This window comes from Oceanisphaera sp. W20_SRM_FM3 (assembly GCF_052119705.1).
Taxonomy (GTDB): domain Bacteria; phylum Pseudomonadota; class Gammaproteobacteria; order Enterobacterales; family Aeromonadaceae; genus Oceanimonas.
On record NZ_JBGQOP010000001.1, the window covers coordinates 143,449 to 164,538 of the forward strand.

19 protein-coding genes are annotated in these 21,090 nt (G+C 50.5%); 17 read left to right on the top strand and 2 right to left on the bottom strand.

Features of this window, described 5'->3' with window-relative positions:
• Positions 1-80: 80 nt before the first annotated feature.
• Positions 81-356, top strand: coding sequence for an FAD assembly factor SdhE (locus ACEN2G_RS00645; protein WP_442019520.1), 276 nt, complete (start codon positions 81-83; stop codon positions 354-356).
• Positions 325-738: a protein YgfX gene (locus ACEN2G_RS00650; RefSeq protein WP_442019521.1), complete on the top strand. Its 414-nt coding sequence runs from the start codon at positions 325-327 to the stop codon at positions 736-738. The genes ACEN2G_RS00645 and ACEN2G_RS00650 overlap by 32 nt, the downstream gene beginning before the upstream one ends.
• 59 nt (positions 739-797) lie before the next feature.
• Here the strand turns inward: ACEN2G_RS00650 and nadB are convergent, their stop codons facing one another.
• Positions 798-2,396: an L-aspartate oxidase gene (gene nadB / locus ACEN2G_RS00655; RefSeq protein ID WP_442019522.1), complete on the bottom strand. Its 1,599-nt coding sequence runs from the start codon at positions 2,394-2,396 to the stop codon at positions 798-800.
• Positions 2,397-2,578: 182 nt separating this feature from the next.
• Between nadB and rpoE the strand changes: the two genes are divergently transcribed.
• The 10 genes from rpoE (at position 2,579) to pdxJ (ending at position 11,311) form a co-directional block, all read left to right on the top strand.
• A complete protein-coding gene (gene rpoE, locus ACEN2G_RS00660) occupies positions 2,579-3,157 on the top strand; it encodes an RNA polymerase sigma factor RpoE (RefSeq protein ID WP_442019523.1) in 579 nt (192 codons plus the stop codon).
• A 16-nt stretch (positions 3,158-3,173) separates the two neighbouring features.
• Complete coding sequence (locus ACEN2G_RS00665; protein WP_442019524.1) at positions 3,174-3,830, top strand: sigma-E factor negative regulatory protein; 657 nt, start codon at positions 3,174-3,176, stop codon at positions 3,828-3,830.
• An 84-nt stretch (positions 3,831-3,914) separates the two neighbouring features.
• The gene (locus ACEN2G_RS00670; protein WP_442019525.1) at positions 3,915-4,928 is read left to right on the top strand and encodes a MucB/RseB C-terminal domain-containing protein; all 1,014 of its coding nucleotides are present in this window, start codon (positions 3,915-3,917) and stop codon (positions 4,926-4,928) included.
• Between the two features lie 64 nt (positions 4,929-4,992).
• Entirely contained in the window at positions 4,993-5,460 is a 468-nt protein-coding gene (locus ACEN2G_RS00675) for a SoxR reducing system RseC family protein (protein WP_442019526.1), read from the top strand.
• A 126-nt stretch (positions 5,461-5,586) separates the two neighbouring features.
• Positions 5,587-7,383, top strand: coding sequence for a translation elongation factor 4 (gene lepA, locus ACEN2G_RS00680; protein WP_442019527.1), 1,797 nt, complete (start codon positions 5,587-5,589; stop codon positions 7,381-7,383).
• A 3-nt stretch (positions 7,384-7,386) separates the two neighbouring features.
• Positions 7,387-8,301, top strand: a complete 915-nt coding sequence (gene lepB / locus ACEN2G_RS00685) for a signal peptidase I (protein WP_442019528.1) — start codon at positions 7,387-7,389, stop codon at positions 8,299-8,301.
• Entirely contained in the window at positions 8,301-8,969 is a 669-nt protein-coding gene (gene rnc, locus ACEN2G_RS00690; RefSeq protein WP_442019529.1) for a ribonuclease III, read from the top strand. The genes lepB and rnc overlap by 1 nt, the downstream gene beginning before the upstream one ends.
• Positions 8,966-9,871 (top strand): GTPase Era, encoded by a 906-nt coding sequence (gene era / locus ACEN2G_RS00695; protein ID WP_442019530.1) that lies wholly within the window; start codon positions 8,966-8,968, stop codon positions 9,869-9,871. Before rnc ends, era begins: the two co-directional genes overlap by 4 nt.
• Positions 9,871-10,581: a DNA repair protein RecO gene (gene recO / locus ACEN2G_RS00700; protein ID WP_442019531.1), complete on the top strand. Its 711-nt coding sequence runs from the start codon at positions 9,871-9,873 to the stop codon at positions 10,579-10,581. The genes era and recO overlap by 1 nt, the downstream gene beginning before the upstream one ends.
• Positions 10,574-11,311 (top strand): pyridoxine 5'-phosphate synthase, encoded by a 738-nt coding sequence (pdxJ, locus tag ACEN2G_RS00705; RefSeq protein WP_442019532.1) that lies wholly within the window; start codon positions 10,574-10,576, stop codon positions 11,309-11,311. Before recO ends, pdxJ begins: the two co-directional genes overlap by 8 nt.
• A gap of 147 nt (positions 11,312-11,458) precedes the next feature.
• On the opposite strand, the gene barA is transcribed toward pdxJ, so the two are convergent.
• Entirely contained in the window at positions 11,459-14,197 is a 2,739-nt protein-coding gene (barA, locus tag ACEN2G_RS00710; RefSeq protein WP_442019533.1) for a two-component sensor histidine kinase BarA, read from the bottom strand.
• An 80-nt stretch (positions 14,198-14,277) separates the two neighbouring features.
• Between barA and rlmD the strand changes: the two genes are divergently transcribed.
• The 5 genes from rlmD (at position 14,278) to ACEN2G_RS00735 (ending at position 20,738) form a co-directional block, all read left to right on the top strand.
• Entirely contained in the window at positions 14,278-15,594 is a 1,317-nt protein-coding gene (rlmD, locus tag ACEN2G_RS00715) for a 23S rRNA (uracil(1939)-C(5))-methyltransferase RlmD (RefSeq protein WP_442019534.1), read from the top strand.
• Between the two features lie 14 nt (positions 15,595-15,608).
• A complete protein-coding gene (gene relA, locus ACEN2G_RS00720) occupies positions 15,609-17,822 on the top strand; it encodes a GTP diphosphokinase (RefSeq protein ID WP_442019535.1) in 2,214 nt (737 codons plus the stop codon).
• A gap of 314 nt (positions 17,823-18,136) precedes the next feature.
• Complete coding sequence (gene mazG / locus ACEN2G_RS00725) at positions 18,137-18,961, top strand: nucleoside triphosphate pyrophosphohydrolase (protein WP_442019536.1); 825 nt, start codon at positions 18,137-18,139, stop codon at positions 18,959-18,961.
• A 136-nt stretch (positions 18,962-19,097) separates the two neighbouring features.
• Positions 19,098-19,982, top strand: coding sequence for a tetratricopeptide repeat protein (locus ACEN2G_RS00730; protein ID WP_442019537.1), 885 nt, complete (start codon positions 19,098-19,100; stop codon positions 19,980-19,982).
• A 285-nt stretch (positions 19,983-20,267) separates the two neighbouring features.
• Entirely contained in the window at positions 20,268-20,738 is a 471-nt protein-coding gene (locus tag ACEN2G_RS00735; protein WP_442019538.1) for an Rrf2 family transcriptional regulator, read from the top strand.
• The last annotated feature ends 352 nt before the right edge of the window (positions 20,739-21,090 follow it).

The following is a 21,090-nucleotide window of genomic DNA, read 5'->3' on the forward strand; positions in this document are numbered from 1 at the left end:
ATGGTAAAGATGGCCAACACATTTGTCAGTAGTCATAGGAGCTTATACTATGAGTTTTGTTTTATCTTATGGATGCCATCATGCTTAATACCTTGCGCAATACCTCAAATAAGCCCCGTTTAAGATGGGCGTGTCGCCGTGGCATGCTGGAGTTGGATGTGATTTTAGGTCCCTTCGTGGAACATGAATACGACGCTTTGGGTGAGCACGAGCAACAGGTGTTTGAACGGTTATTAGAAAGTGATGATCCAGACTTGTTTGCCTGGTTTATGGGGCATCAAACGTCTGCGCTGCCTGAGTTTCAAGCCATGGTGGACTTTATTCTTGAGCGTAACCAGATTCGCAATCAGCGCTAAGCCCTCGCTTTACCATCTTTATTATCTGTTAGCGGCAGCCAGTCTTTGGTGGCTGCCCGCCCGTTTTCTGTTAAGTGTCGATCTACTGCCTTGGTTTACGCCTATCTGGTTGTTGGTGTGCGGGCTACTTTATTATCGCGGCCGCCGCTATAAGCTAATAGGCGAATATAACCAAGGAATGATTAGCCTTAATGGCCGGCGTGGACGCTTATCTCACCACAGCCGCATAGGCCCCGGTTTTTTAGTACTGATGCTGGATGAACAAAGATTGCCGACTTTTTGGTTGTTTCAAGATGCCGTGCCTGAGGATGTGTATAGACGACTGTCGCAGTTAATCTTGCAAGCAGAGCCGGAAAAGCCAGTTGGAAGCCGTAAGCCATAAGCTGGAAGATTAGACCTACAGACTTGGGTCTTCCTTCCAGCTTCCAGCTTCCGGCTTTATTACGGTTCTAAAATCGTCGGCTTAGGGTTGGGCAATTGCTCTGGGTAATCCAAGGTGTAATGCAGTCCGCGGGACTCTTTGCGAGCCATGGCAGAGCGCACGATAAGCTCGGCCACTTGTGCCAAGTTGCGTAGCTCCAGCAGGTTATTACTGACCCTAAAGTTGGCGTAGTACTCTTGAATTTCTTGCTGCAATAACTCAATACGCCGCTTGGCGCGCTCTAGGCGTTTGTCGGAGCGCACTATGCCCACGTAATCCCACATAAATAACCGCAGCTCATGCCAGTTATGATGGATGACTACTTCTTCGTCTGAATCAGCCACTTTACTTTCATCCCACAAGGGTAAGATAGGTGGCTCGGGCGTAGCGTCCAACTTGGCTAACATATCGAGGCCGGCGGCGCGAGCAAAGACGATGCACTCTAATAGCGAGTTGGAAGCCATGCGATTGGCGCCGTGCAACCCCGTATAAGACACTTCCCCTATGGCATAGAGACCTTCAATATCGGTTTGGCTGTGCTCATCCACCATAACGCCGCCACAGGTATAATGAGCGGCGGGCACTACCGGCATGGATTGGCGAGTAATGTCGATGCCCACCTTTAAGCAGCGTTCATAAATAGTGGGGAAGTGCTTGAGGATAAAGTCCGCCGGCTGGTGGCTAATATCCAGATACATGCACTCGGCGCCGAGGCGTTTCATTTCATGATCGATGGCGCGCGCCACTATGTCGCGGGGCGCGAGTTCGCCTCGTGAGTCATAATCTGGCATAAAGCGGCTGCCATCGGGGCGTTTTAGCAGCGCCCCTTCACCGCGCAGTGCTTCGGTGAGTAAAAAGTTGTTATCATCAGGATGAAACAGGCTAGTAGGATGGAATTGATTAAACTCCATGTTGGCTACTCGGCAGCCCGCCCGCCACGCCATGGCAATGCCATCACCTGAGCTAACATCCGGATTTGAAGTATATTGATAAACCTTAGAGGCGCCGCCGGTGGCCATGGCCACGAAACGAGCCCGCACGGTTTCAACGCGCTCTTTGTTGCGGTTCCAAACATAGGCACCCAACACGCGGTTGCCGGGCAGGCCTAATTTTTGGGTGGTAATTAAATCGAGCGCGTTAACCCGTTCGAGAATATGAATGTTAGGATGTTGTCGAACGCGCTCATTTAGGGTTAGCTGTACCGCTTTACCGGTGGCGTCCGCCGCATGAAAAATACGCCTGTGGCTGTGGCCACCTTCGCGGGTAAGATGGTAGGCGGCCGTTCCCTGTGCTGAGGTCTCGGTATCGAAGGGCACACCTTGGTTGATCAGCCATTGAATAGCATCGGGGGCTTGGCGGGCCGTATATTCGACCACAGCCTCATCGCATAAGCCGGCACCGGCGATTAAGGTATCGGCTACATGGGACTCGATGCTGTCGGTTTCGTCGAACACGGCGGCAATGCCGCCTTGTGCGTAAAAGGTCGAGCCTTCTGCGAGCGGGCCTTTACTGAGTAAGTGCACTTGGGCGTGATCCGCCAGTTTTAAAGCCAGCGATAAGCCGGCGGCACCGCTGCCAATAATGAGTACGTCGCAGAGGTATTCAACAGGATCCTTCATAAGTATCATTGACCCACTATGGATAGTTTTTCTATGTTATCGCAAGCTGGGTGTGTGTGCAGCCAGAATCAGCTTTCTCAAATGAGTTCAGAACTTTTTCTCGCATCTGTAGTCCATATAGATGCGCTTATTACGAGCCGATGGGAGTATGCATCGGATTATTCGGAGGTTACGCGGCTCCCATGAGCGATCAAATTACAGATCAGCAGCTGGTTGAACGGGTGCAGCGTGGTGATAAAAACGCTTACGGCTTACTGGTAAAAAAATATCAGCATAAAGTGGCGAACCTAGTATCGCGATACGTGTCCAATTCAAGTGACGTGCCAGATGTGACGCAAGAAGCATTTATTAAAGCCTATCGGGCCTTGCCCGGATTTAGAGGTGACAGTGCCTTTTATACTTGGTTGTATCGGATTGCAGTTAACACGGCAAAAAATTACTTGGTGGCACAAAAACGACGCCCACCCGGTAGCGATGTTGAAGTAGAAGACGCTGAGTATTATGACGGTGGCGATGGTTTAAGAGATCAAGCGTCACCGGAACGACTCATGTTATCGGAAGAGATCAAGCGGGCGGTATTTGACACCATAGATACGCTACCCGAAGATCTTAAAACGGCGATAACCTTGCGAGAGCTGGAAGGGATGAGCTACGAAGACATAGCCAACGTGATGGACTGCCCTGTGGGCACAGTTCGCTCTCGGATCTTTCGAGCGCGAGAAGCTATCGACAAGCGAGTCCAGCCGTTACTTCAGGGTTGAACGGAGAACAACTGTTATGGCAAACCTTATGGAAAATATTGCGGCGAATAAAGAACAGATCTCGGCCTTGGTCGACGGCGAGCTGCAAGATAAAGTGTTGCTGGAACAATTAGGCAATGAGCCTGAATTGGCGGGTACCTTTGCTCGTTATCATCTTTACGGCGATGCCTTGCGTAACGACTTGCCCACGCATTTAGATCTGGATTTAAGTGAGAGCATAATGGCGGCCTTAGCCGATGAAGCACCGCATTCGGTGAACCATATTGGCCAAACCGCCATCATTAATGCCATTGACCACAGTGCGAATCACAGTGCGAATGACCAGTCTCATGTGCCGGTCGCAGACACGCAGAGTAATGACGCAAAGAGCAATGTGCTACGGCCTATGTTTGGCCGTCGGCTGGCACCCATGGTGCGTTATGTGGGGCAGTTTGCGATTGCCGCTTCTGTTTCTGCCGCGTTAATCGTGGGCGTGCAGCAATACAGCCAGCAAGACATTCAATCGCCGGTGCTCAATACCATACCCCTGAGTGGCAGTGCGACGCCGGTGAGCTTGAATTATAAGACTCAGACATTGCAGCCCACGCAAGAGCAAGCCTTGTTGGAGCAACAACGCCGTATTCATGAGTTATTGATGGATCATGAATTACAGCAACGTCTGCGCCAAAATTAAAAATGAGCGGCCGCGCTAAATTTAGCAACCGCGTTAAAACGAGCGCCAGCATTCGCGATAGCGTTAACAAGAAAGGTAAACAGTTTGAAAAAACAGGGGCTGAGTGCCGTCATCCTGATCTTTACATGTTTTTTTCCAAGTTTGGTGTTGGCCGAAGATAGTTTGGCTACTAACCTGCTGCAACGCATGCAGCAGGCTTATCAACAGCTTAACTTTGAACTGACGCTAATCGAAGTTAGCCAAGGCGAACTCGAGCCCAAACGGCTAACGCGCGGCCATCTCGATGGTCAGGTGTTTACCCATCTCACACACCTCAATGGCCGACCACGAGAATTTGTGCAACGCGACGATGAAACCAGTTTCTTCGATGCCAGCCACAGTGGTTACACCCTAAAAAACTCCAACTTACCCGGCCTTTTTTATCGGCTACAAAATATGTCGCTCGACGCCTTGCATGCCAAATACGATGCGGTGTCGGCTGGGCGCAGTCGGGTCTTGGGTAGGGTGGCGCAAGTGGTGCGCTTGGTGCCTAAGTCCAATGACTATTACGGTTATGTGTTGTGGCTAGATCAAGAGACAGGTTTGCTGGTTAAGCTGGATACCATTAGTACTGATGCTAATGCCAACGCCAACGCTAATACCAATGATGTCGATGCTTATGTCATCGAACAAAGCATGGGTGTGGCTTTAAAGGTGAGTGAGCAGCCTAGTCCGCTCATTAAAGAATTAAAAGCCGCTAACTTACCCGCGGCAATCTCGGTCTCAGATGTGTATCCGGCTCCTCAGCAACAGCTGCCGTGGCGTTTTGGCTGGCTGCCCGCCGGTTTTGAGCTGCGCTCACAAGATAAGCATAAATTGCCACTCACTGAACAGCCGGTCGATTATGTCATGTTGTCTAATAGTTTGGTGGATGTCTCTGTGTATTTGACACAAGTCAAGCCACCCGCAGAAGTGAAGCAACAATTGGTACGCCAAGGTGGCACCCATTTGCTGAGTGTAACTTCTCTTGCTGGCGCAGACATTACGGTAGTGGGTGCCATACCGGTAGAAACTGCGCGCCAAATTGCCGAGTCTATCACTCACATAGAGGCGCCTTAATGGTTACCTATAATTATCTGCGGTTTGCTAACGCTCATACCGGCATTACTTATGGAGCCCCATCATGCTTGAAGAAATAGCCACCGTCTCTGCCGTGTACGACGGCAAGGTTGAGGTGGTGTGCTTTAGCAAGTCGGCTTGTGGCCAGTGCAAACAAAACAGTCAATGTGGCACAGGTATCGTCTCTCAAGCCTTACCCGGGCGCGACCACAGATTCGTAATTGCCACCGATTTGGTGCTTACCGTTAATCAACAAGTGCGTATAGGTATTCCGGAACAGGGGCTGCTGAGCAGTGTGTTTTTGGTGTATTTATTCCCGTTATTGTTGGTATTGGCGGGCGCCTTGCTGGCCAGTGAAGTTTTTAGCTTAGGTGACGGTGGTACCATTTTGGGCGCGGCGCTAGGTGGTGTGATTGGTTTTGTGCTGGCCGCTCGCTGGGCAAAAGGTGGCGGGCGACTAACCACAGAGCCGGTGATCATAAACGCCTTATTACCGATGGCGAGCGTCGCATATGAGGCCGATGCACCTTAGCCACAATGACTATTGCTCTCATCGTACGTAGACCTATATTGACTAAGGATTGGCCTCGGTAATGCTAATCCAGTAGAATCCTGCCTTTCACTCTTGCTTTTCAGACTACGGACTCCTTATCGCATCATGAAGCACATTCGTAACTTTTCCGTCATCGCTCATATTGACCACGGCAAGTCCACCCTGTCCGATCGTTTGATCCAGGTATGTGGCGGTCTGTCGGACCGAGAAATGCAGCAGCAAGTGCTCGACTCCATGGACTTAGAGCGCGAACGCGGCATCACCATTAAAGCGCAAAGTGTGACCCTCAACTACCAGGCCGACGACGGCGAAACCTACCAGCTTAACTTTATCGATACCCCAGGGCACGTTGACTTCTCTTATGAAGTTTCTCGTTCTTTGGCCGCCTGTGAAGGAGCTTTGTTGGTGGTGGACGCAGGCCAGGGTGTTGAGGCACAGACTTTGGCCAACTGTTACACGGCACTCGACATGGAACTGGAAGTGGTGCCTGTGTTGAACAAGATTGACTTGCCTCAGGCTGAGCCTGAGCGCGTAGCGGCCGAAATTGAAGATATAGTGGGCATAATGGCCATGGACGCGGTGCGCTGCTCCGCGAAAACCGGCGTGGGCATGCATGACGTGCTGGAACGCATAGTCGGCCAAATTCCACCGCCAGAAGGCGACCCAGAAGGAGCGTTGCAAGCACTGATCATCGACTCTTGGTTTGACTCTTATTTGGGCGTAGTGTCTTTGGTGCGCGTGAAACAAGGCCGCCTAAAGAAAAACGATAAGATCAAAGTGATGAGCACAGGCCAAGTGTGGGGCGTGGATCGCATCGGTATTTTTACGCCTAAGCAAACCGACACCGACGGCTTAGGTTGTGGCGAAGTGGGTTGGGTAGTGTGCGGTATTAAAGAAATTCACGGCGCACCCGTGGGCGATACGCTGACGCACGCCAAGCACGGCGCCGAGTTTGCATTAGCGGGCTTTCAAAAAGTAAAGCCTCAGGTATATGCGGGCTTGTTCCCGATTTCTGCCGATGATTACGAAGCTTTCCGTGATGCGCTCGATAAACTCTCGCTTAACGATGCGTCTTTGTTCTACGAGCCAGAAACCTCGAACGCCTTGGGCTTTGGTTTCCGTTGTGGTTTCCTTGGTTTGTTGCACATGGAAATTATCCAAGAGCGGTTAGAGCGCGAATACGACTTGGACTTGATCACCACGGCACCTACCGTAGTGTATGAAATCGTTAAAACTGACGGCGAATTGATCCACATTTCTAGCCCGTCAAGCATGCCGCCGCTGAATAACATTGAAGAGCTGCGTGAACCGATTGCCGAGTGTAATATTCTGGTACCACAAGAATATTTGGGCAATGTGATCACGCTGTGTATCGAAAAGCGTGGCGTGCAAAAGAACATGGTCTATCACGGTAAGCAGGTAGCCCTGACTTACGATATTCCGATGGCCGAAGTGGTATTGGACTTTTTCGACCGCTTAAAGTCCTGCAGCCGTGGTTATGCCTCATTGGATTACGGTTTTAGCCGCTTTGAAGCGGCGGACATGGTGCGCTTAGATATTATGATCAACGGCGATCGCGTCGATGCACTGGCGGTGATCACGCATAAAGCGAATGCCATCTATCGAGGACGCATGCTGGTCGACAAGATGCGTGATCTTATTCCGCGCCAGATGTTTGATATTGCCATTCAAGCGTCGATTGGTAGCCAGATAATCTCGCGCAGCACGGTAAAAGCCTTGCGCAAAGACGTAACCGCTAAGTGTTACGGCGGCGACGTGAGCCGTAAGAAAAAGCTGCTTTCTAAACAGAAAGAAGGTAAAAAACGCATGAAGTCATTGGGTCGGGTTGATATCCCACAAGATGCCTTCTTAGCGATTCTTCATGTCGGTAAGGACAAGTAATTTATGGCGAGTAACTTTGCCTTGATTTTAGTGCTGGTCACGCTAGTGACCGGTATTATTTGGGCGCTAGACAAGTGGCGATGGGCTCCGCAACGAGCTCGTAAGATAGCAGAGGCGCAAGTTGCCCACGGCAATAAGGTGGATGAAGCCGCCTTGGTGCGCGCCGCCCGCGTGCCCGGTTGGATTGAGCAAGCGCGCTCTATCTTTCCGGTGATCGCGGCCGTGCTTATACTGCGCTCTTTTATTTACGAACCGTTTCAGATCCCGTCAGGCTCTATGATGCCGACCTTATTGGTGGGTGACTTTATTTTGGTGGAAAAGTTTGCCTACGGCTTAAAAGAGCCGGTTGGCAATACCACCCTGATCGCGACCGGCCAACCGAAACGCGGCGATGTGGTGGTATTTAAATATCCAGAAGACCCCCGCATTGACTACATCAAGCGCGTGGTAGGTTTGCCCGGCGATCGCATTGTCTATCAAGACAAGCAGCTGTATATCAAGCCTGCTTGTGTCAGTGGCGAGTGTCCAGACTTTGCACCAGTGGCGCTAACGGCTGGCAATGTCGGTGAGTTTTCGCAAAACGGCGTGTCGCTGGAGCGTTTTAGTGAAGGTCTCACCGAGCGTGGGCACGATATATTGAAGAATCCACAACGCCCAGATCTGATGCATCTTTACTATGGCCAGCCTAATACAGCACAGAATGAGTGGCTAGTACCGGCAGGTCAGTATTTTACTATGGGTGATAACAGAGACAACAGCACCGACAGTCGTTTTTGGGGCTTCGTGCCTGCAGAAAACTTAGTCGGCAAAGCGGTGGCCATCTGGATTAGCTTTGAATTTGAACGCAATGCCGACAGCTGGTTACCTGCTTGGGTGCCCAGTGATGTCCGCTTTAGCCGCATAGGCGCTATTCATTAATGAAAAATTTGCAAATATTAGAAAAGAAAATAGGTTACACCTTTAAGGATCCCGCCATGTTGGTGCGGGCATTAACGCACCGCAGTGCCGGATCGCGCCATAATGAACGCTTAGAGTTTTTGGGTGATTCGCTGTTAAGCATGGTGATTGCCGATGCGCTCTTCCACCGTTTTCCTAAGGTGAACGAAGGCGATATGTCACGCATGCGCGCTACTCTGGTGCGAGAAAAAACCTTAGCCGAGCTGGCGCGGGAATTTGAGTTGGGTGAGTATTTGATATTAGGCCCAGGCGAGCTTAAAAGTGGCGGCTTTCGTCGTGAATCGATTTTGGCCGATGCCGTAGAAGCGATTATTGGTGCCGTGTATCTGGATGCTAATATCGAACAGATGCAAGCCATGATGTTGGGTTGGTACGAAGACCGCTTAGATGCGATACAGCCCGGCATAGACCAAAAAGATCCTAAGACGCGGCTGCAAGAGTTGTTGCAGGGTAAGCGCAAACCCTTGCCTACCTATACGGTAGAGCAGGTGATTGGCGAAGCGCACAATCAAAAATTTACCGTGCATTGCCAGATTGAAGGCATGGCACAACCCGTGATTGGCATTGGTACCAGTCGTCGCAAGGCCGAGCAATCTGCGGCCGAACATGCTTTGGAAGTCTTGCTATGACCACTCCTGAACAAACCTATTGCGGCTTTATCGCCATCGTCGGCCGCCCTAACGTCGGTAAATCGACCCTGCTCAATCAGCTATTAGGGCAGAAGATCAGCATTACTTCGCGTAAGCCGCAAACTACCCGCCATCGCATCATGGGTATCGACACCGAGGGCGCCTATCAGACTATCTATGTGGATACTCCAGGACTGCACATCGAAGAAAAGCGCACCATTAACCGCTTAATGAACCGCGCCGCTTCTAGCTCTTTGGGCGATGTGGAGATGGCGGTATTTATGGTGGAAGGCACCAAATGGACGCCGGACGATGAGATGGTGCTGAATAAGTTGCGTCGCTTAGAGTGCCCAGTAGTGTTGGCGGTGAATAAGATTGATAACGTCGAGACCCGCGAAGAGCTATTGCCGCATCTGCAATGGTTGGCCGCTAAGATGAACTTCGCCGATATAGTGCCCATGTCCGCAGAGAAGGGCACTAATGTTGACGTGATTGCTAAATTGGCGCGTGGCCGTTTAAAGCCGTCACCGCACCACTTTCCAGAAGATTACATCACAGATAGATCCTCGCGCTTTATGGCGGCGGAAATTATCCGTGAGAAAATCATGCGCTTTATGGGTGAAGAATTACCTTACTCGGTGACCGTAGAAATCGAAACCTACGAGGTGAACGACAAGGGCGTGGTCTGCATCAACGGCTTGATCTTGGTGGAACGCAGCGGTCAAAAACGCATGGTGATCGGCAACAAGGGCGCCAAGCTAAAAGTGATTGGCACCGAAGCCCGCTTAGATCTAGAACGCTTGCTGGAGCAAAAAGTGTTTCTCGAGCTGTGGGTGAAGGTTAAATCTGGCTGGGCCGATGATGAAAGAGCCTTGCGTAGCTTGGGGTATGGTGACGATTGATGAAGGCACAGGCCGCCTTTGTTATTCACAGTCGGCCCTACCGAGAAACCAGCCAACTGGTTGAGATCTTTACCCAAGAGCAAGGTCGGCAAAGTGTCATTGCCAAAGGCAGTCGCCAGCCTCGCTCGCCATTAAAAGGGCTGTTACAGCCCTTTGTGCCCTTAAGCCTCACTTTTGGCGGCAAGGGCGAGCTTAAAACCCTGTTTAAAGTTGAGGCTACGGCACCGGCCATTCGTCTGGTCGGTACCGCCTTATACAGTGGCTTGTATCTGAATGAACTCGTTTATTATCTGTTAGAAGCTCATACCCCTTTCGATGAGGTGTTTGAGGCCTATCAGGGTACCTTACAGAAATTAGCGGCAGGCGAGAGCCTAGAACCCTGCCTGCGCCACTTTGAGTTTTATATGCTCAGTGTCTTAGGCTATGGCGTTGATTTTACGGTGGATGCGGTCAGTGGCGAGCATGTACAGGCCAATGCTTGGTATCAATACCAGCCGGAGGCGGGTTTTAGTCGCCTACCCAAGTGCGAACCAGGTGCTTATGCGGGCGCCCATCTTTATGCCTTGGCGGAGCTGGATTTTAGCTCCGCCGAAGTGCTGCAAGCTGCTAAACATTTTAGTCGCCAAGCGCTGGCCCCTTATTTAGGAGGCAGGCCCTTGCGCAGTCGTGCGCTGTTTATCAAAGGAAAGAGAGGAAGTCGCAGTGAGTGAATTATATTTAGGCGTTAATATCGATCACATTGCCACCTTGCGTAATGCGCGGGGCACTAACTATCCGGATCCTGTGTATGCGGCAACGCTGGCCGAGCTGGCCGGTGCCGATGGCATTACGGTGCATTTGCGTGAAGACAGACGCCACATTATTGATAGAGATGTGGAAATCTTGAGTGACACCATTCAAACCCGCATGAATCTTGAGATGGCGGTGACCGAGGAAATGCTCGATATCGCCTGTCGCATCAAGCCTGCCTTCGTCTGCCTAGTGCCAGAAAAACGTGAAGAAGTGACCACCGAAGGCGGCTTAGACGTGGCCGGTCAACTCGATAAGATGACCGCTGCCGTGAAACGCTTGAGCGGAGCCGGTATTAAGGTGTCGTTATTTATTGATGCCGAGCGCAATCAAATAGATGCCGCCGTCGCCACCGGCGCGCCCTTTATTGAAATTCACACCGGCCATTATGCCAATGCGGCCAGTGAAGCAGAGCGAGGTGCCGAGCTCAAGCGCATTGCTGCGAGCGCGGCTTATGCCAGTGATATGGGTTTAAAGGTAAATGCCGGTCATGGTCTGCATTACCATAACGTTAAGCCGATAGCCGCCATTCCTGAGATGTATGAGCTCAACATTGGCCACGCCATTATTGCTCGCGCCGCCTTCGAGGGCCTAGACAAAGCCATCCGCGACATGAAGCGGCTAATGCAAGAAGCACGGCAGGGGATTTAATGGTGAAGGGTGAAGGGTAAAGGGTGAAGAGAGAGGTGTAACCTCCACTGCCCATAAGCCAAACTGTACGACAGGCCTTGAACGAAGAGAAAACGCCGAGCGGATTGCTCGGCGTTTTTATTGCATTATCTCTTCACGCTTCACGCCTTACAAATAAGCTTTAGCTTCGTCTCTGACTTGAGTGAGTCGTTCTTCTAGCTCTAGTAATTCTGGCTCTAATTCATCTAGGCTTTGCTTAGCTAATAAAGCACCTTCTAGCTCGGCGACCAAGGCTTGTAATTGGGGTACGCCGCAGTAAGCAGTGCCGCCGTGTAGCTTGTGTAGATAGGGGTAAAATTGCTCTTCATCTAACTCGCCAGAGAGTGCGGCATTGAGCAGAGGTTCAAATTCATCGAAGGTTTGCAGTAATAAGCTGAGCATTTCTTGGGCGAGCTTAGGTTTATTGCCTACCTGTTTTAGTGCCAACGGCCAATCAATATGGTGTAAGGTCGCAGGCTTGGCAAAGCGCTGGATTAACTCGGCGAGCATATTTTCATCGAGCGGCTTCGCCAAATAGTCGTCTATGCCTTGCAATATTAAGCGCTCGCGCTCACCGGCGATGGCGTGGGCGGTGACCGCCACTATTGGCGTTATGGTGTTCGGGCCTTGACCGTCACGGATTTTTTGGGTCGCTTGTATGCCATCGAGCAAGGGCATTTGAATGTCCATGAATATCACATCATAGTGATTAACGGTGGCTAAATTGAGCGCTTCTTGGCCATTAGAGCAGGTATCGACTTGGCTTACTTGCTCGCGCAGCAAGGCGCTAATCAACTTAAGATTGGCGGGGTTATCGTCTACGGCTAACACCCGCATCTGCTGTTTTTGACTGGCAGGCAGTAGGGGGATTTGCAATAAATCTGCTGAGGCATGCGAGTGTTCGGTACTGAGTTCTTGCTCGACCAGGGCTATCTTACAAACATGCGGACTCGTTAAAGCCTGAGCTAATTTTTGGTAATGCACCGGCTTGGTAAGGCACAGCTGTGCACCGCTGCGCACTAAGCTTTCTGCCAAAATAGGGTCTGTGGATCCCAACAACACCACCACTTGGTGCCCTTGAGCTTGGTGCTGCTCAATGCTGTGCTCCATCTGGCTAGGCAGGGCGTTGGGGCCAAAACCGAGCAGCACGTAATCCACTGTCTCATTGAGACTGGATTCCTGTATCAGCTGTACACCCCATTCTTGCAATAAGGCGGTGGTGGCGCGCCGACTAAAATTATCTTCTTCGATATAAAGTACGGTTTTCTGGCTCAGCTCGTGTAATGGCAAAGGCTCGGCCAGTGGCAGCGGGGCACGATTGAGTTCTAGGGTAAAACTAAATGCCGAGCCTACGCCCAATTCGGAGTGCAGTTCAATATACCCCGCCATTTGCTGAACCAGCTTTTGGGTGATCACTAAGCCTAAGCCGGTGCCGCCATAGCGGCGTGAAATGCTGGAGTCCGCTTGATTAAAGGCTTGAAATAGCTGGCGGCGCTGAATATCAGAGATACCAATACCGCTGTCTTGTACGTGAATACGCAGCGCCGTGCGCTCGGGTAGGCTTGCCGGGCAAGCGTCAACCCGTACATCTACGTTGCCTTGCTCGGTAAACTTAATGGCGTTGCCGACCAGGTTTATCAGCACTTGCTGCATGCGCAGCGGATCACCCACTAAGCTGTCTTCCACCGCCGTGTCTACCCGCAACGACAGCTCCAGACCCTTATCGTGGGCGCTGGGCGCGAGCAGTGTCATCACTTCTTGCAAGGTATCGCGCAGCGAGAAGGGAATTTGTTCCATTTTGAGTTTGCCGGCCTCGAGCTTAGAGAAGTCGAGAATATCGTTGATAATACTGAGCAGATTTTGCGCCGACTTTTCGATAGTGGTGAGATAGTCGAATTGATTAGCGGTGAGACGGGTTTTTTGTAATTGCCGCGCAAAACCGATCACGCCATTGAGCGGGGTACGCAGCTCGTGAGACATATTCGCCAAAAATTCGGTTTTCACCCGTGCCGCTTCTTGAGCGCGCTTTTTTGCCATATCTAATTCAATATTTTGAATTTCAATTTGCTCTAACGTTTCGCGCAAGTCAGAGGTAGCCTGATCGACGTTTTGCTGCATTTCTTCGTGATATTCGGCCAAAGACTTCGCCATGGCATTGATGCCATTTCTTAGCATGTCCATCTCACCGGTAAATTCGCCGTGCACTCGGGTGTCGAGTCGGCCTTCGCGAATTTTATAGATAGCCGTGATCATGTCGGTAATGGGCTGTGACACGCCACGAATTAACCGTATGCCAAAAAAGACGCTCAGGCTAACGCCTAACAGCACTATCAACCCGGCAAAAAACGTATCTTTATACTGTACCAGCAGGGTCGAGTCGTTGGTCAGCTGCATGGCAATATAACCAATGGGCACGGTTGATACGTCTTCCCAGGCTGAGTCGGTTTTAATATTGTCGGTGAGCACGGGAGTGCGCAAAATAATGCCCTGATCGCGATTATCGACTCGAGTCGCCAAGGGAATAGACTCGCCTTCGGCCAAGCGCAGCTGATTGAAATCTTTATGGTAATTCGAGGTCACCAATAAACGGCCTTGATCGTCAAATAAGGCGATGGCTTTGATGAGCGGACTATTATTACGATGAATATTACTAAGCAGGCGATTTAAGGCCTCACGATTGCGACTGGTAAGTGCTAATTCACTGGCCAGTGACATGGGTTCAATTACGTTAACTCCTTGGCTAATAAGGGATTTTTCTAGTTGTTGATAACGGCTCACCGAAAAGTAACCGGCCAGAAATATGCCAATAAGCAGCGTAGGAATTATGGTGTAGGCGAGTATTCTGGCTCGCAGGCCGTATTTGGTCATAGTGGGCTAATGTGGGACAATACCGATATTAAATCAACAGACGTTGATGATGACATAGTCGGTTCGAGGCCTCCACGTTTATGGTTCAGTTCTTCAAGCAAAGCAAACCCAAGTTGGCTCCACAAGCGCCGCTAGATGTGACCATAGCCGAGGTGAACAGCCACGGTATCGGCGTGACGCGTCATCAAGGTAAACCCTTGTTTGTGCCGGCGGCACTTAAAGGTGAGCGGGTGCGGGTGCGCATCGAGCAACAAAATGCCAAGTACCAAACGGCGCGCTTGTTAAAAGTGCTGACCCCGGCTGCTAGCCGAGCACAGCCCTTCTGCCCCTATATCAATGACTGCGGTGGCTGCTCCTTGCAGCACATGGCCGTGCATGAACAGCGCGCACTCAAGGCGCGCACGATGACCCAGTTGTTCTCTCGCCAAGGCATGAATGACTTACCCGAGCCAGAATGGCTGACGCATTCTTTGAATCAGGGCTATCGACGCGTGGCGCGCTTGGCTATACGCCTGCAAGGCAAAGGCGTGGCGTTGGGCTTTCGCCGCAGTCAATCGCACCAATTAGTCGAAATCGAACACTGCGGCGTGTTGCGTCCCGCACTATCGTCGCTGATAGCGCCGCTGCGCACTTTATTGAATCAACTCAAGGCGACCAAACAATTAGGCCATATTGAGTTGTATGAAGCCGTTGAGGGCGTGGCTATCTTGTTGCGGCACACCGCCAGTTTGGCTGCGACAGATATGGAATTATTGCTGTCTTTTGCCCAGACTCGTGATTTGGCGTTATTTTTACAAGACGATCATAGCCGTCGGCCTTTACATGTACCTTTTTCACTTTATTATCAGATAGATAATATAAAGCTGTCTTTTACGCCCGGCGATTTTATTCAAATTAATGGCCCGCTAAATGGCCAATTAGTGGCGAAAGCCCAAGCCTGGTTAGCCCCCGCACCTGATGATGCGATACTGGATTTGTTTTGCGGTGTGGGCAATTTCTCTTTGCCTTTAGCCGCGGCGGGTCACACCGTGATTGGGGTGGAGGGCGTCACGGAAATGGTCGAACAGGCGCGCGGTAATGCGGAAGATAATGAGCTGAGCCAAGCGCGTTATTATCGAGCCGACTTGGCTGCGGATTTCACCCAAGAACCTTGGGCTCAACAAGGGTTTGAGCGGGTGTTATTAGATCCCGGCCGCGCCGGTGCCGAGCACGTTATGCCTTATTTATGTAAGTTAGCACCTGAACGTTTGCTTTATGTTTCTTGTAATCCGGTCACCTTGGCCCGTGACAGCCAGCCATTATTGGCGGCAGGTTATAAGCTAACGCGTTTATGTTTAATCGACATGTTTCCCCATACGGTGCATTGTGAAGCAATGGCCTTGTTCGAATTGAATTAAGTTAAGGGGTAGTTATGGTTGCAGTACGCAATACTCATCTTACGGTCACTTTTGATTTAGCAGAGTGGGCTGCGAGTCTGCCATTCACGGCGGACGAACAAGGGCAGCTAAAGGCGCTGTATGAGTATTGTTTGAGCCTGAAGGCGCCGATGCCAGCCTTACTGCAACTACAGGCTCAAGGCGTAGAAATGGTGGGTATCTTGCTGACCTTGAGCATGGACACAGACACCATCAAGGCCGCTATCCTCTATCCTTTCGTGGAAGCAGGTCACTTAACCCTAGAGCAAATAGCACAAAAATTTGGGCTTGTTATACGTCGCTTATTACAAGGCGTAGTGGACATGGAAGCTATTCGTTCCTTGCAAAATGTGCACAGCAATAAAAGCTCAGAGGTCCAAGTAGACAGAGTCAGGCGCATGCTACTGGCTATGGTGGAAGACGTGCGCGCCGTGGTGATTAAACTTGCCGAGCGCATAACTTGCCTGCGCGAAGTAAAAAATTCCGATGAAGAAACCCGCGTCTTAGTCGCCAAAGAAATCGCCAATATTTATGCCCCACTGGCGAACCGGTTAGGCATAGGCCAGCTGAAGTGGGAGCTGGAAGACTTATCGTTTCGCTACTTGCACCCAGATACCTATAAACGGATCGCCTCTTTATTGCACGAAAAACGGCTGGCGCGCGAAGCCTACATTAACGACTTTGTGGGGGGCTTAAAAACCTCACTGCTTGCGTCTGGCATCAAGGCTGATGTGTATGGCCGACCCAAACACATCTACAGTATTTGGCGCAAGATGCAGAAAAAAAATCTGGATTTTGACGAGCTGTTTGATGTGCGAGCGGTACGCGTGATCACGGATCACTTACAAGACTGCTACGGTGCCTTGGGCGTGGTGCATTCTCAGTTTCGCCATATTCCCCGTGAGTTTGACGACTACGTAGCCAACCCTAAGCCTAATGGTTATCAGTCCATTCATACTGTGGTGCTGGGGCCTGAGGGTAAGACGGTAGAGATCCAAATTCGTACCGACCAAATGCATCAAGATGCAGAGCTGGGCGTGGCGGCACACTGGAAGTATAAAGAAGGTGGCACTAGCCCTAAGCAAAGCGGTTTTGAAGATAAAATTGCCTGGCTAAGAAAGCTGTTGGCTTGGCAAGAAGACATGGCAGAAAGTGGCTCTTTGGTCGATGAACTGCGCAGCCAAGTGTTTGAAGACAGAGTCTATGTGTTTACGCCTAAGGGAGAGGTGGTGGATATGCCGCTTGGTGCCACGCCACTCGATTTTGCCTATTATATTCACAGCCAAATTGGTCACCGCTGCATAGGCGCCAAGATTGATGGCCGCATAGTCCCCTTCACCTATGCCTTGCAAACCGGTGACCAAGTTGAAGTGATCACCCAAAAGCAGCCTAATCCCAGCCGAGATTGGATGAACCCCAATCAAGGCTTCTTACGCACCAGTCGCGCCCGCGCCAAGGTTAGCAACTGGTTTAAGAAGCAAGACCGCGACAAAAACATACTGGCGGGCCGTGAATTGTTAGATAAAGAGCTAGATCGCCTGAATCTGCAGTTCTCTGCCATTAATAAGACGGTATTAGAACGTTTTAACGTCACCCAACTCGATGATTTATTAGCCGGCATCGGCGGCGGCGATTTGCGTATTAATCAGCTGCTTAATTATCTGCAGGGCTTACATAAAAAGCCCACCAGCGCCGAAGAAGATCAGGCTGTATTGCGTCAGTTAGAGCTGAATGCCGCTAAAAAAACACCTGTCGTTAGCGCTAAGGGGCACATAGTGGTGCAAGGGGTGGGCAATTTAATGACCAATATTGCTCGCTGCTGCCAGCCCATTCCTGGCGATGAGATCAGCGGCTTTATCACTCAAGGCCGGGGTATTTCCATTCACCGTAACGATTGCGAGCAGCTAAAAGAATTACAACATCAGCATCCTGAACGTTTGGTGGAAGCTGTGTGGGGTGAAAACAGCGCCGGAGGCTATAAGATCACGCTGCGCGTGGTGGCTAACGACAGATCAGGTCTGTTGCGCGATATCACCACTATCTTGGCCAATGAAAAAATTAATGTGGTGGAGTTCAGTAGCCGTTCTAATCGCAAGCAACAAACCGCGACCATGGACATGGCACTGCGCATCTACAACATTGACACATTGAGCCGCGCCTTAGCCAAAATCAGCCAACTGCCAGATATTATTGAAGCGAAAAGACTGTAGCACTGCGTGCTGTGAGGCGTGAGGTGTAAAGCGTGAAGGGTAAACGATAAGACCAACCCCGTCATTAATAGCGCCTGACCTGCTAACGGGGTTTAGCACCTCACGTTTCAACTCTTACTTTTTCAGCGAAAACCTGCGCAACAGGTTGTGATGCTGCAGTCCACCCAGAACGCTACACCTTTAGGTGGGTTGTCGCGCAGCGAGTTCTAGGCATAACAGGAACGAGTTTATGAGCATAGTTTTCTATGTGATTAAACGAGTGAGTGTTATAACGACGAAATCGCCAGCAGCAACACACCTATTTAAGGAGCGGCATGAAACAATATTCTCTCGACGACTTGCTCGGCATTATGGCGGCGCTGCGCGACCCTGTATCGGGCTGCCCTTGGGATCAAAAACAAGACTTTGTCAGTATGGTGCCCCATACCTTGGAAGAAGCCTATGAGGTGGCGGACACCGTTACCCGTAATGCGCTGGATGAGTTACCCAATGAGCTGGGTGACCTGTTATTTCAAGTGGTTTTTTATGCGCAACTTGGCAAAGAGCAGGCGCTGTTTGATTTCAATGACGTGGTGCAAGCGGTCAGTGAGAAGCTCATTCGTCGCCATCCTCATGTTTTTACGAGCAATGAGCCGAACAGTGAGCTTGGCGAGATCAAGTTGAGTTCTGAGGCCGAGATCAAGGCTAACTGGGAAGTGACTAAGGCCCAAGAGCGCCAGCAGCTGGATGCGTCCGCCACCAGCGCCTTAGATGATATTCCGCGTAATTTACCCGCCTTAACGCGCGCCAATAAAATACAAAAGCGCTGCTCTGCCGTGGGCTTTGATTGGCAAGAATTAGCGCCGGTACTCGATAAAATCTATGAAGAGCTTGATGAAGTCATGGCTGAGCTTAAAGACCCACAACAAGATAGTGCCCGCATCGCCGACGAGCTGGGCGATGTGCTGTTTGCTTGTGTGAATTTAGTGCGCCACCTAAAGCAAGATCCCGAAGCCGTATTGCGCGGCGCCAACGATAAATTTGAGCGCCGCTTTCGCGGTGTCGAGCACGCCTTGCAACAGGATGGCAAGCGCAGTCAAGACTGCAGTCTGCAAGAATTAGATGCCTATTGGCGACAGGTTAAGCAAAAAGAGCGTTAGAAACGCCTGACGCTATACGCCTTACGTTGTAGGGAATAGAGCGTACAGCGTTTAACGTACAGCGTAAGACGGTTAGCGAGTTGAGCTTTACTTTTAGGGCGCCGAGCCGATAGCCAATGCAGGCCAGAGGAAATCCATGATGAAAATAAGATTAGGGCTATTTCTGCTCTACACCACGATTGGCGTGAGCGTGGCTCAAACACAAGTGCAAGCACAAACCCAAGAGCAGACCCAAGCGCAAACCAAGGCCAGCTCGAATACGGCTAGCAGTGCCCCAGGCAGTATACCTATGGCGAAACGTATTTCTACGGCTGCCAGTGGCGCTAAGTTAACCTCAGATGCCGCGGCGTCGGTGAAGAATACGGATACTCAACTCCCAGATGCAGACGATATTCAACGTAGCGATGCCAGCGAAGTGAGAGCGGCGTCGGATGCGGCTGTGGCAGCCTTGGCTGATGGTGAGTTGCGCGCCGTGCCCTTGTATGAAGAATATGAATTGCTTGAGTGGATCAATAGCAATCGTCATCTGCAGCAGGTGCGCGATAAAGATGACTGCCAGTTAGTACAAGACATTGAAGCGAGAGCCGAAGTGTTGCGCCTGCCTGCCTATCAATTTTTATGGGGCGATATGCTGGCCTGGGGTGTATGTGTGCCCCAGCAATCGCGCCGAGGCTTAACCATGTTGTGGAAGGCGGCCGAGCAAGGCTTGCCGGCGGCGCTTGAGCAGTTAGGTCGTTATTATTATGACGGCACTTTGGTGCAAAAAAATCGCGAGCGTGCCGAGCCCTTAATGCAAGAGGCCGCCAGTTTAGGCTTTGAAAAAGCCCAATTTACCTGGGCGAGATGGCTGCTCAGTGGTAGCGGTAGCCCGCTGGATTATCCGCAAGCCTATTTGTGGCTGAAAGAAATGATATTAGACAATCAAAAACAGCATCAAGAAGCCCAGCGTCTCAGCACCGCCTTGGCCGCCAGAATGCCGGCCCACAAAGTCAAAGAGTTAAATCATCGGCTAATGTTTTAGGCCTTAGGGGCAGCTTGAAGCAGTAAGCCATCAGCTAAGACCAACACCACTCCGTGGGCTCGTGAGTGATTTTTATTTGGCTATTGAGCTTAACTTACAGCTGAAAGCTCACCGCTTACGGCTGTATATCTCATACTTATGTCTAATAGTATTTCTTAAGTTAACAGCAAGTTGACCTTAAAATTAGCGGCTATGAATATACTTGCTGCTGATGTGGGTATTTAATATCCCACAGGCGCGCTAATCTGTATTATATATCTACTTTATTACTTAGGAACTGCCTCCATGAAGTTGACCACCTACACGGACTTTGGTCTCAGAACCCTAATGTATCTGGCGACTTTGCCTGAGGGAGAGTTGAGCTCGGTAGGACAGGTGTCAAAGTTGTACGACGTCTCTCGTAACCACTTGGTGAAGGTGGTGAATCAGTTGGCACGCGAAGGATATATTAAGGCTGTTCGCGGTAAGAATGGCGGCATACGTTTGGCCAAACCGGCCAGTGATATCAATATTGGGCAGGTGATACGCGTACTGGAGAACAACCTCAATGGCATTGATTGCGGCAGCCCGGCTTGTTATATAGTACGTATCTGTCTATTAAAGGATGCGCTTCAGGAAGCCATGGAGGCGTTTTTGGGCGTGATGGAAAGCTATACGCTTGCGGACTTAATCAGTAACCGTGATGAATTAATGGCTGTGTTCAGTAGCTTAGATCCCGCCGTTAATATCCCAGCCGTTAACGTAGACGTGGAATAGCTCATAAATAAATAGCCTTAAGCTTGAAGCGGTCAGTTAAACAACAAGAAAAAACCCTATAAATAGAACGGTATAACTGATGTGGAACAGAACTTTTTTTGCCACGGAAAAGAGAACTCTTTGTTTACGAGAGTCACGGACGCAGTTCACGTGCGACAAAAGATAAATGTCTTGATGGTAAGAGCTCGTCTGCTGCTGACCTAGTGGTTGGCTTACACTTGATGGTCACTTTTAGATCTTATCGCTATTTTTCCGTGTTCTTCCGTGACTCTCGTAACTCTCGTAACAAAGAGTCGTGGCAGATAAGGTTCTAGTTTTTAAAGGCAAGTTGACTGAAAATTCCACAGAAGTT

Bases quoted from the DNA above. Each gene is read 5' to 3' on its own strand.
- ACEN2G_RS00645 (WP_442019520.1), top strand. From the start codon at position 81: ATGCTTAATACCTTGCGCAATACCTCAAATAAGCCCCGTTTAAGATGG.
- nadB (WP_442019522.1), bottom strand. From the start codon at position 2,396: ATGAAGGATCCTGTTGAATACCTCTGCGACGTACTCATTATTGGCAGC.
- rpoE (WP_442019523.1), top strand. From the start codon at position 2,579: ATGAGCGATCAAATTACAGATCAGCAGCTGGTTGAACGGGTGCAGCGT.
- ACEN2G_RS00665 (WP_442019524.1), top strand. From the start codon at position 3,174: ATGGCAAACCTTATGGAAAATATTGCGGCGAATAAAGAACAGATCTCG.
- ACEN2G_RS00675 (WP_442019526.1), top strand. From the start codon at position 4,993: ATGCTTGAAGAAATAGCCACCGTCTCTGCCGTGTACGACGGCAAGGTT.
- lepA (WP_442019527.1), top strand. From the start codon at position 5,587: ATGAAGCACATTCGTAACTTTTCCGTCATCGCTCATATTGACCACGGC.
- lepB (WP_442019528.1), top strand. From the start codon at position 7,387: ATGGCGAGTAACTTTGCCTTGATTTTAGTGCTGGTCACGCTAGTGACC.
- rnc (WP_442019529.1), top strand. From the start codon at position 8,301: ATGAAAAATTTGCAAATATTAGAAAAGAAAATAGGTTACACCTTTAAG.
- era (WP_442019530.1), top strand. From the start codon at position 8,966: ATGACCACTCCTGAACAAACCTATTGCGGCTTTATCGCCATCGTCGGC.
- recO (WP_442019531.1), top strand. From the start codon at position 9,871: ATGAAGGCACAGGCCGCCTTTGTTATTCACAGTCGGCCCTACCGAGAA.
- barA (WP_442019533.1), bottom strand. From the start codon at position 14,197: ATGACCAAATACGGCCTGCGAGCCAGAATACTCGCCTACACCATAATT.
- rlmD (WP_442019534.1), top strand. From the start codon at position 14,278: ATGGTTCAGTTCTTCAAGCAAAGCAAACCCAAGTTGGCTCCACAAGCG.
- relA (WP_442019535.1), top strand. From the start codon at position 15,609: ATGGTTGCAGTACGCAATACTCATCTTACGGTCACTTTTGATTTAGCA.
- mazG (WP_442019536.1), top strand. From the start codon at position 18,137: ATGAAACAATATTCTCTCGACGACTTGCTCGGCATTATGGCGGCGCTG.
- ACEN2G_RS00730 (WP_442019537.1), top strand. From the start codon at position 19,098: ATGATGAAAATAAGATTAGGGCTATTTCTGCTCTACACCACGATTGGC.
- ACEN2G_RS00735 (WP_442019538.1), top strand. From the start codon at position 20,268: ATGAAGTTGACCACCTACACGGACTTTGGTCTCAGAACCCTAATGTAT.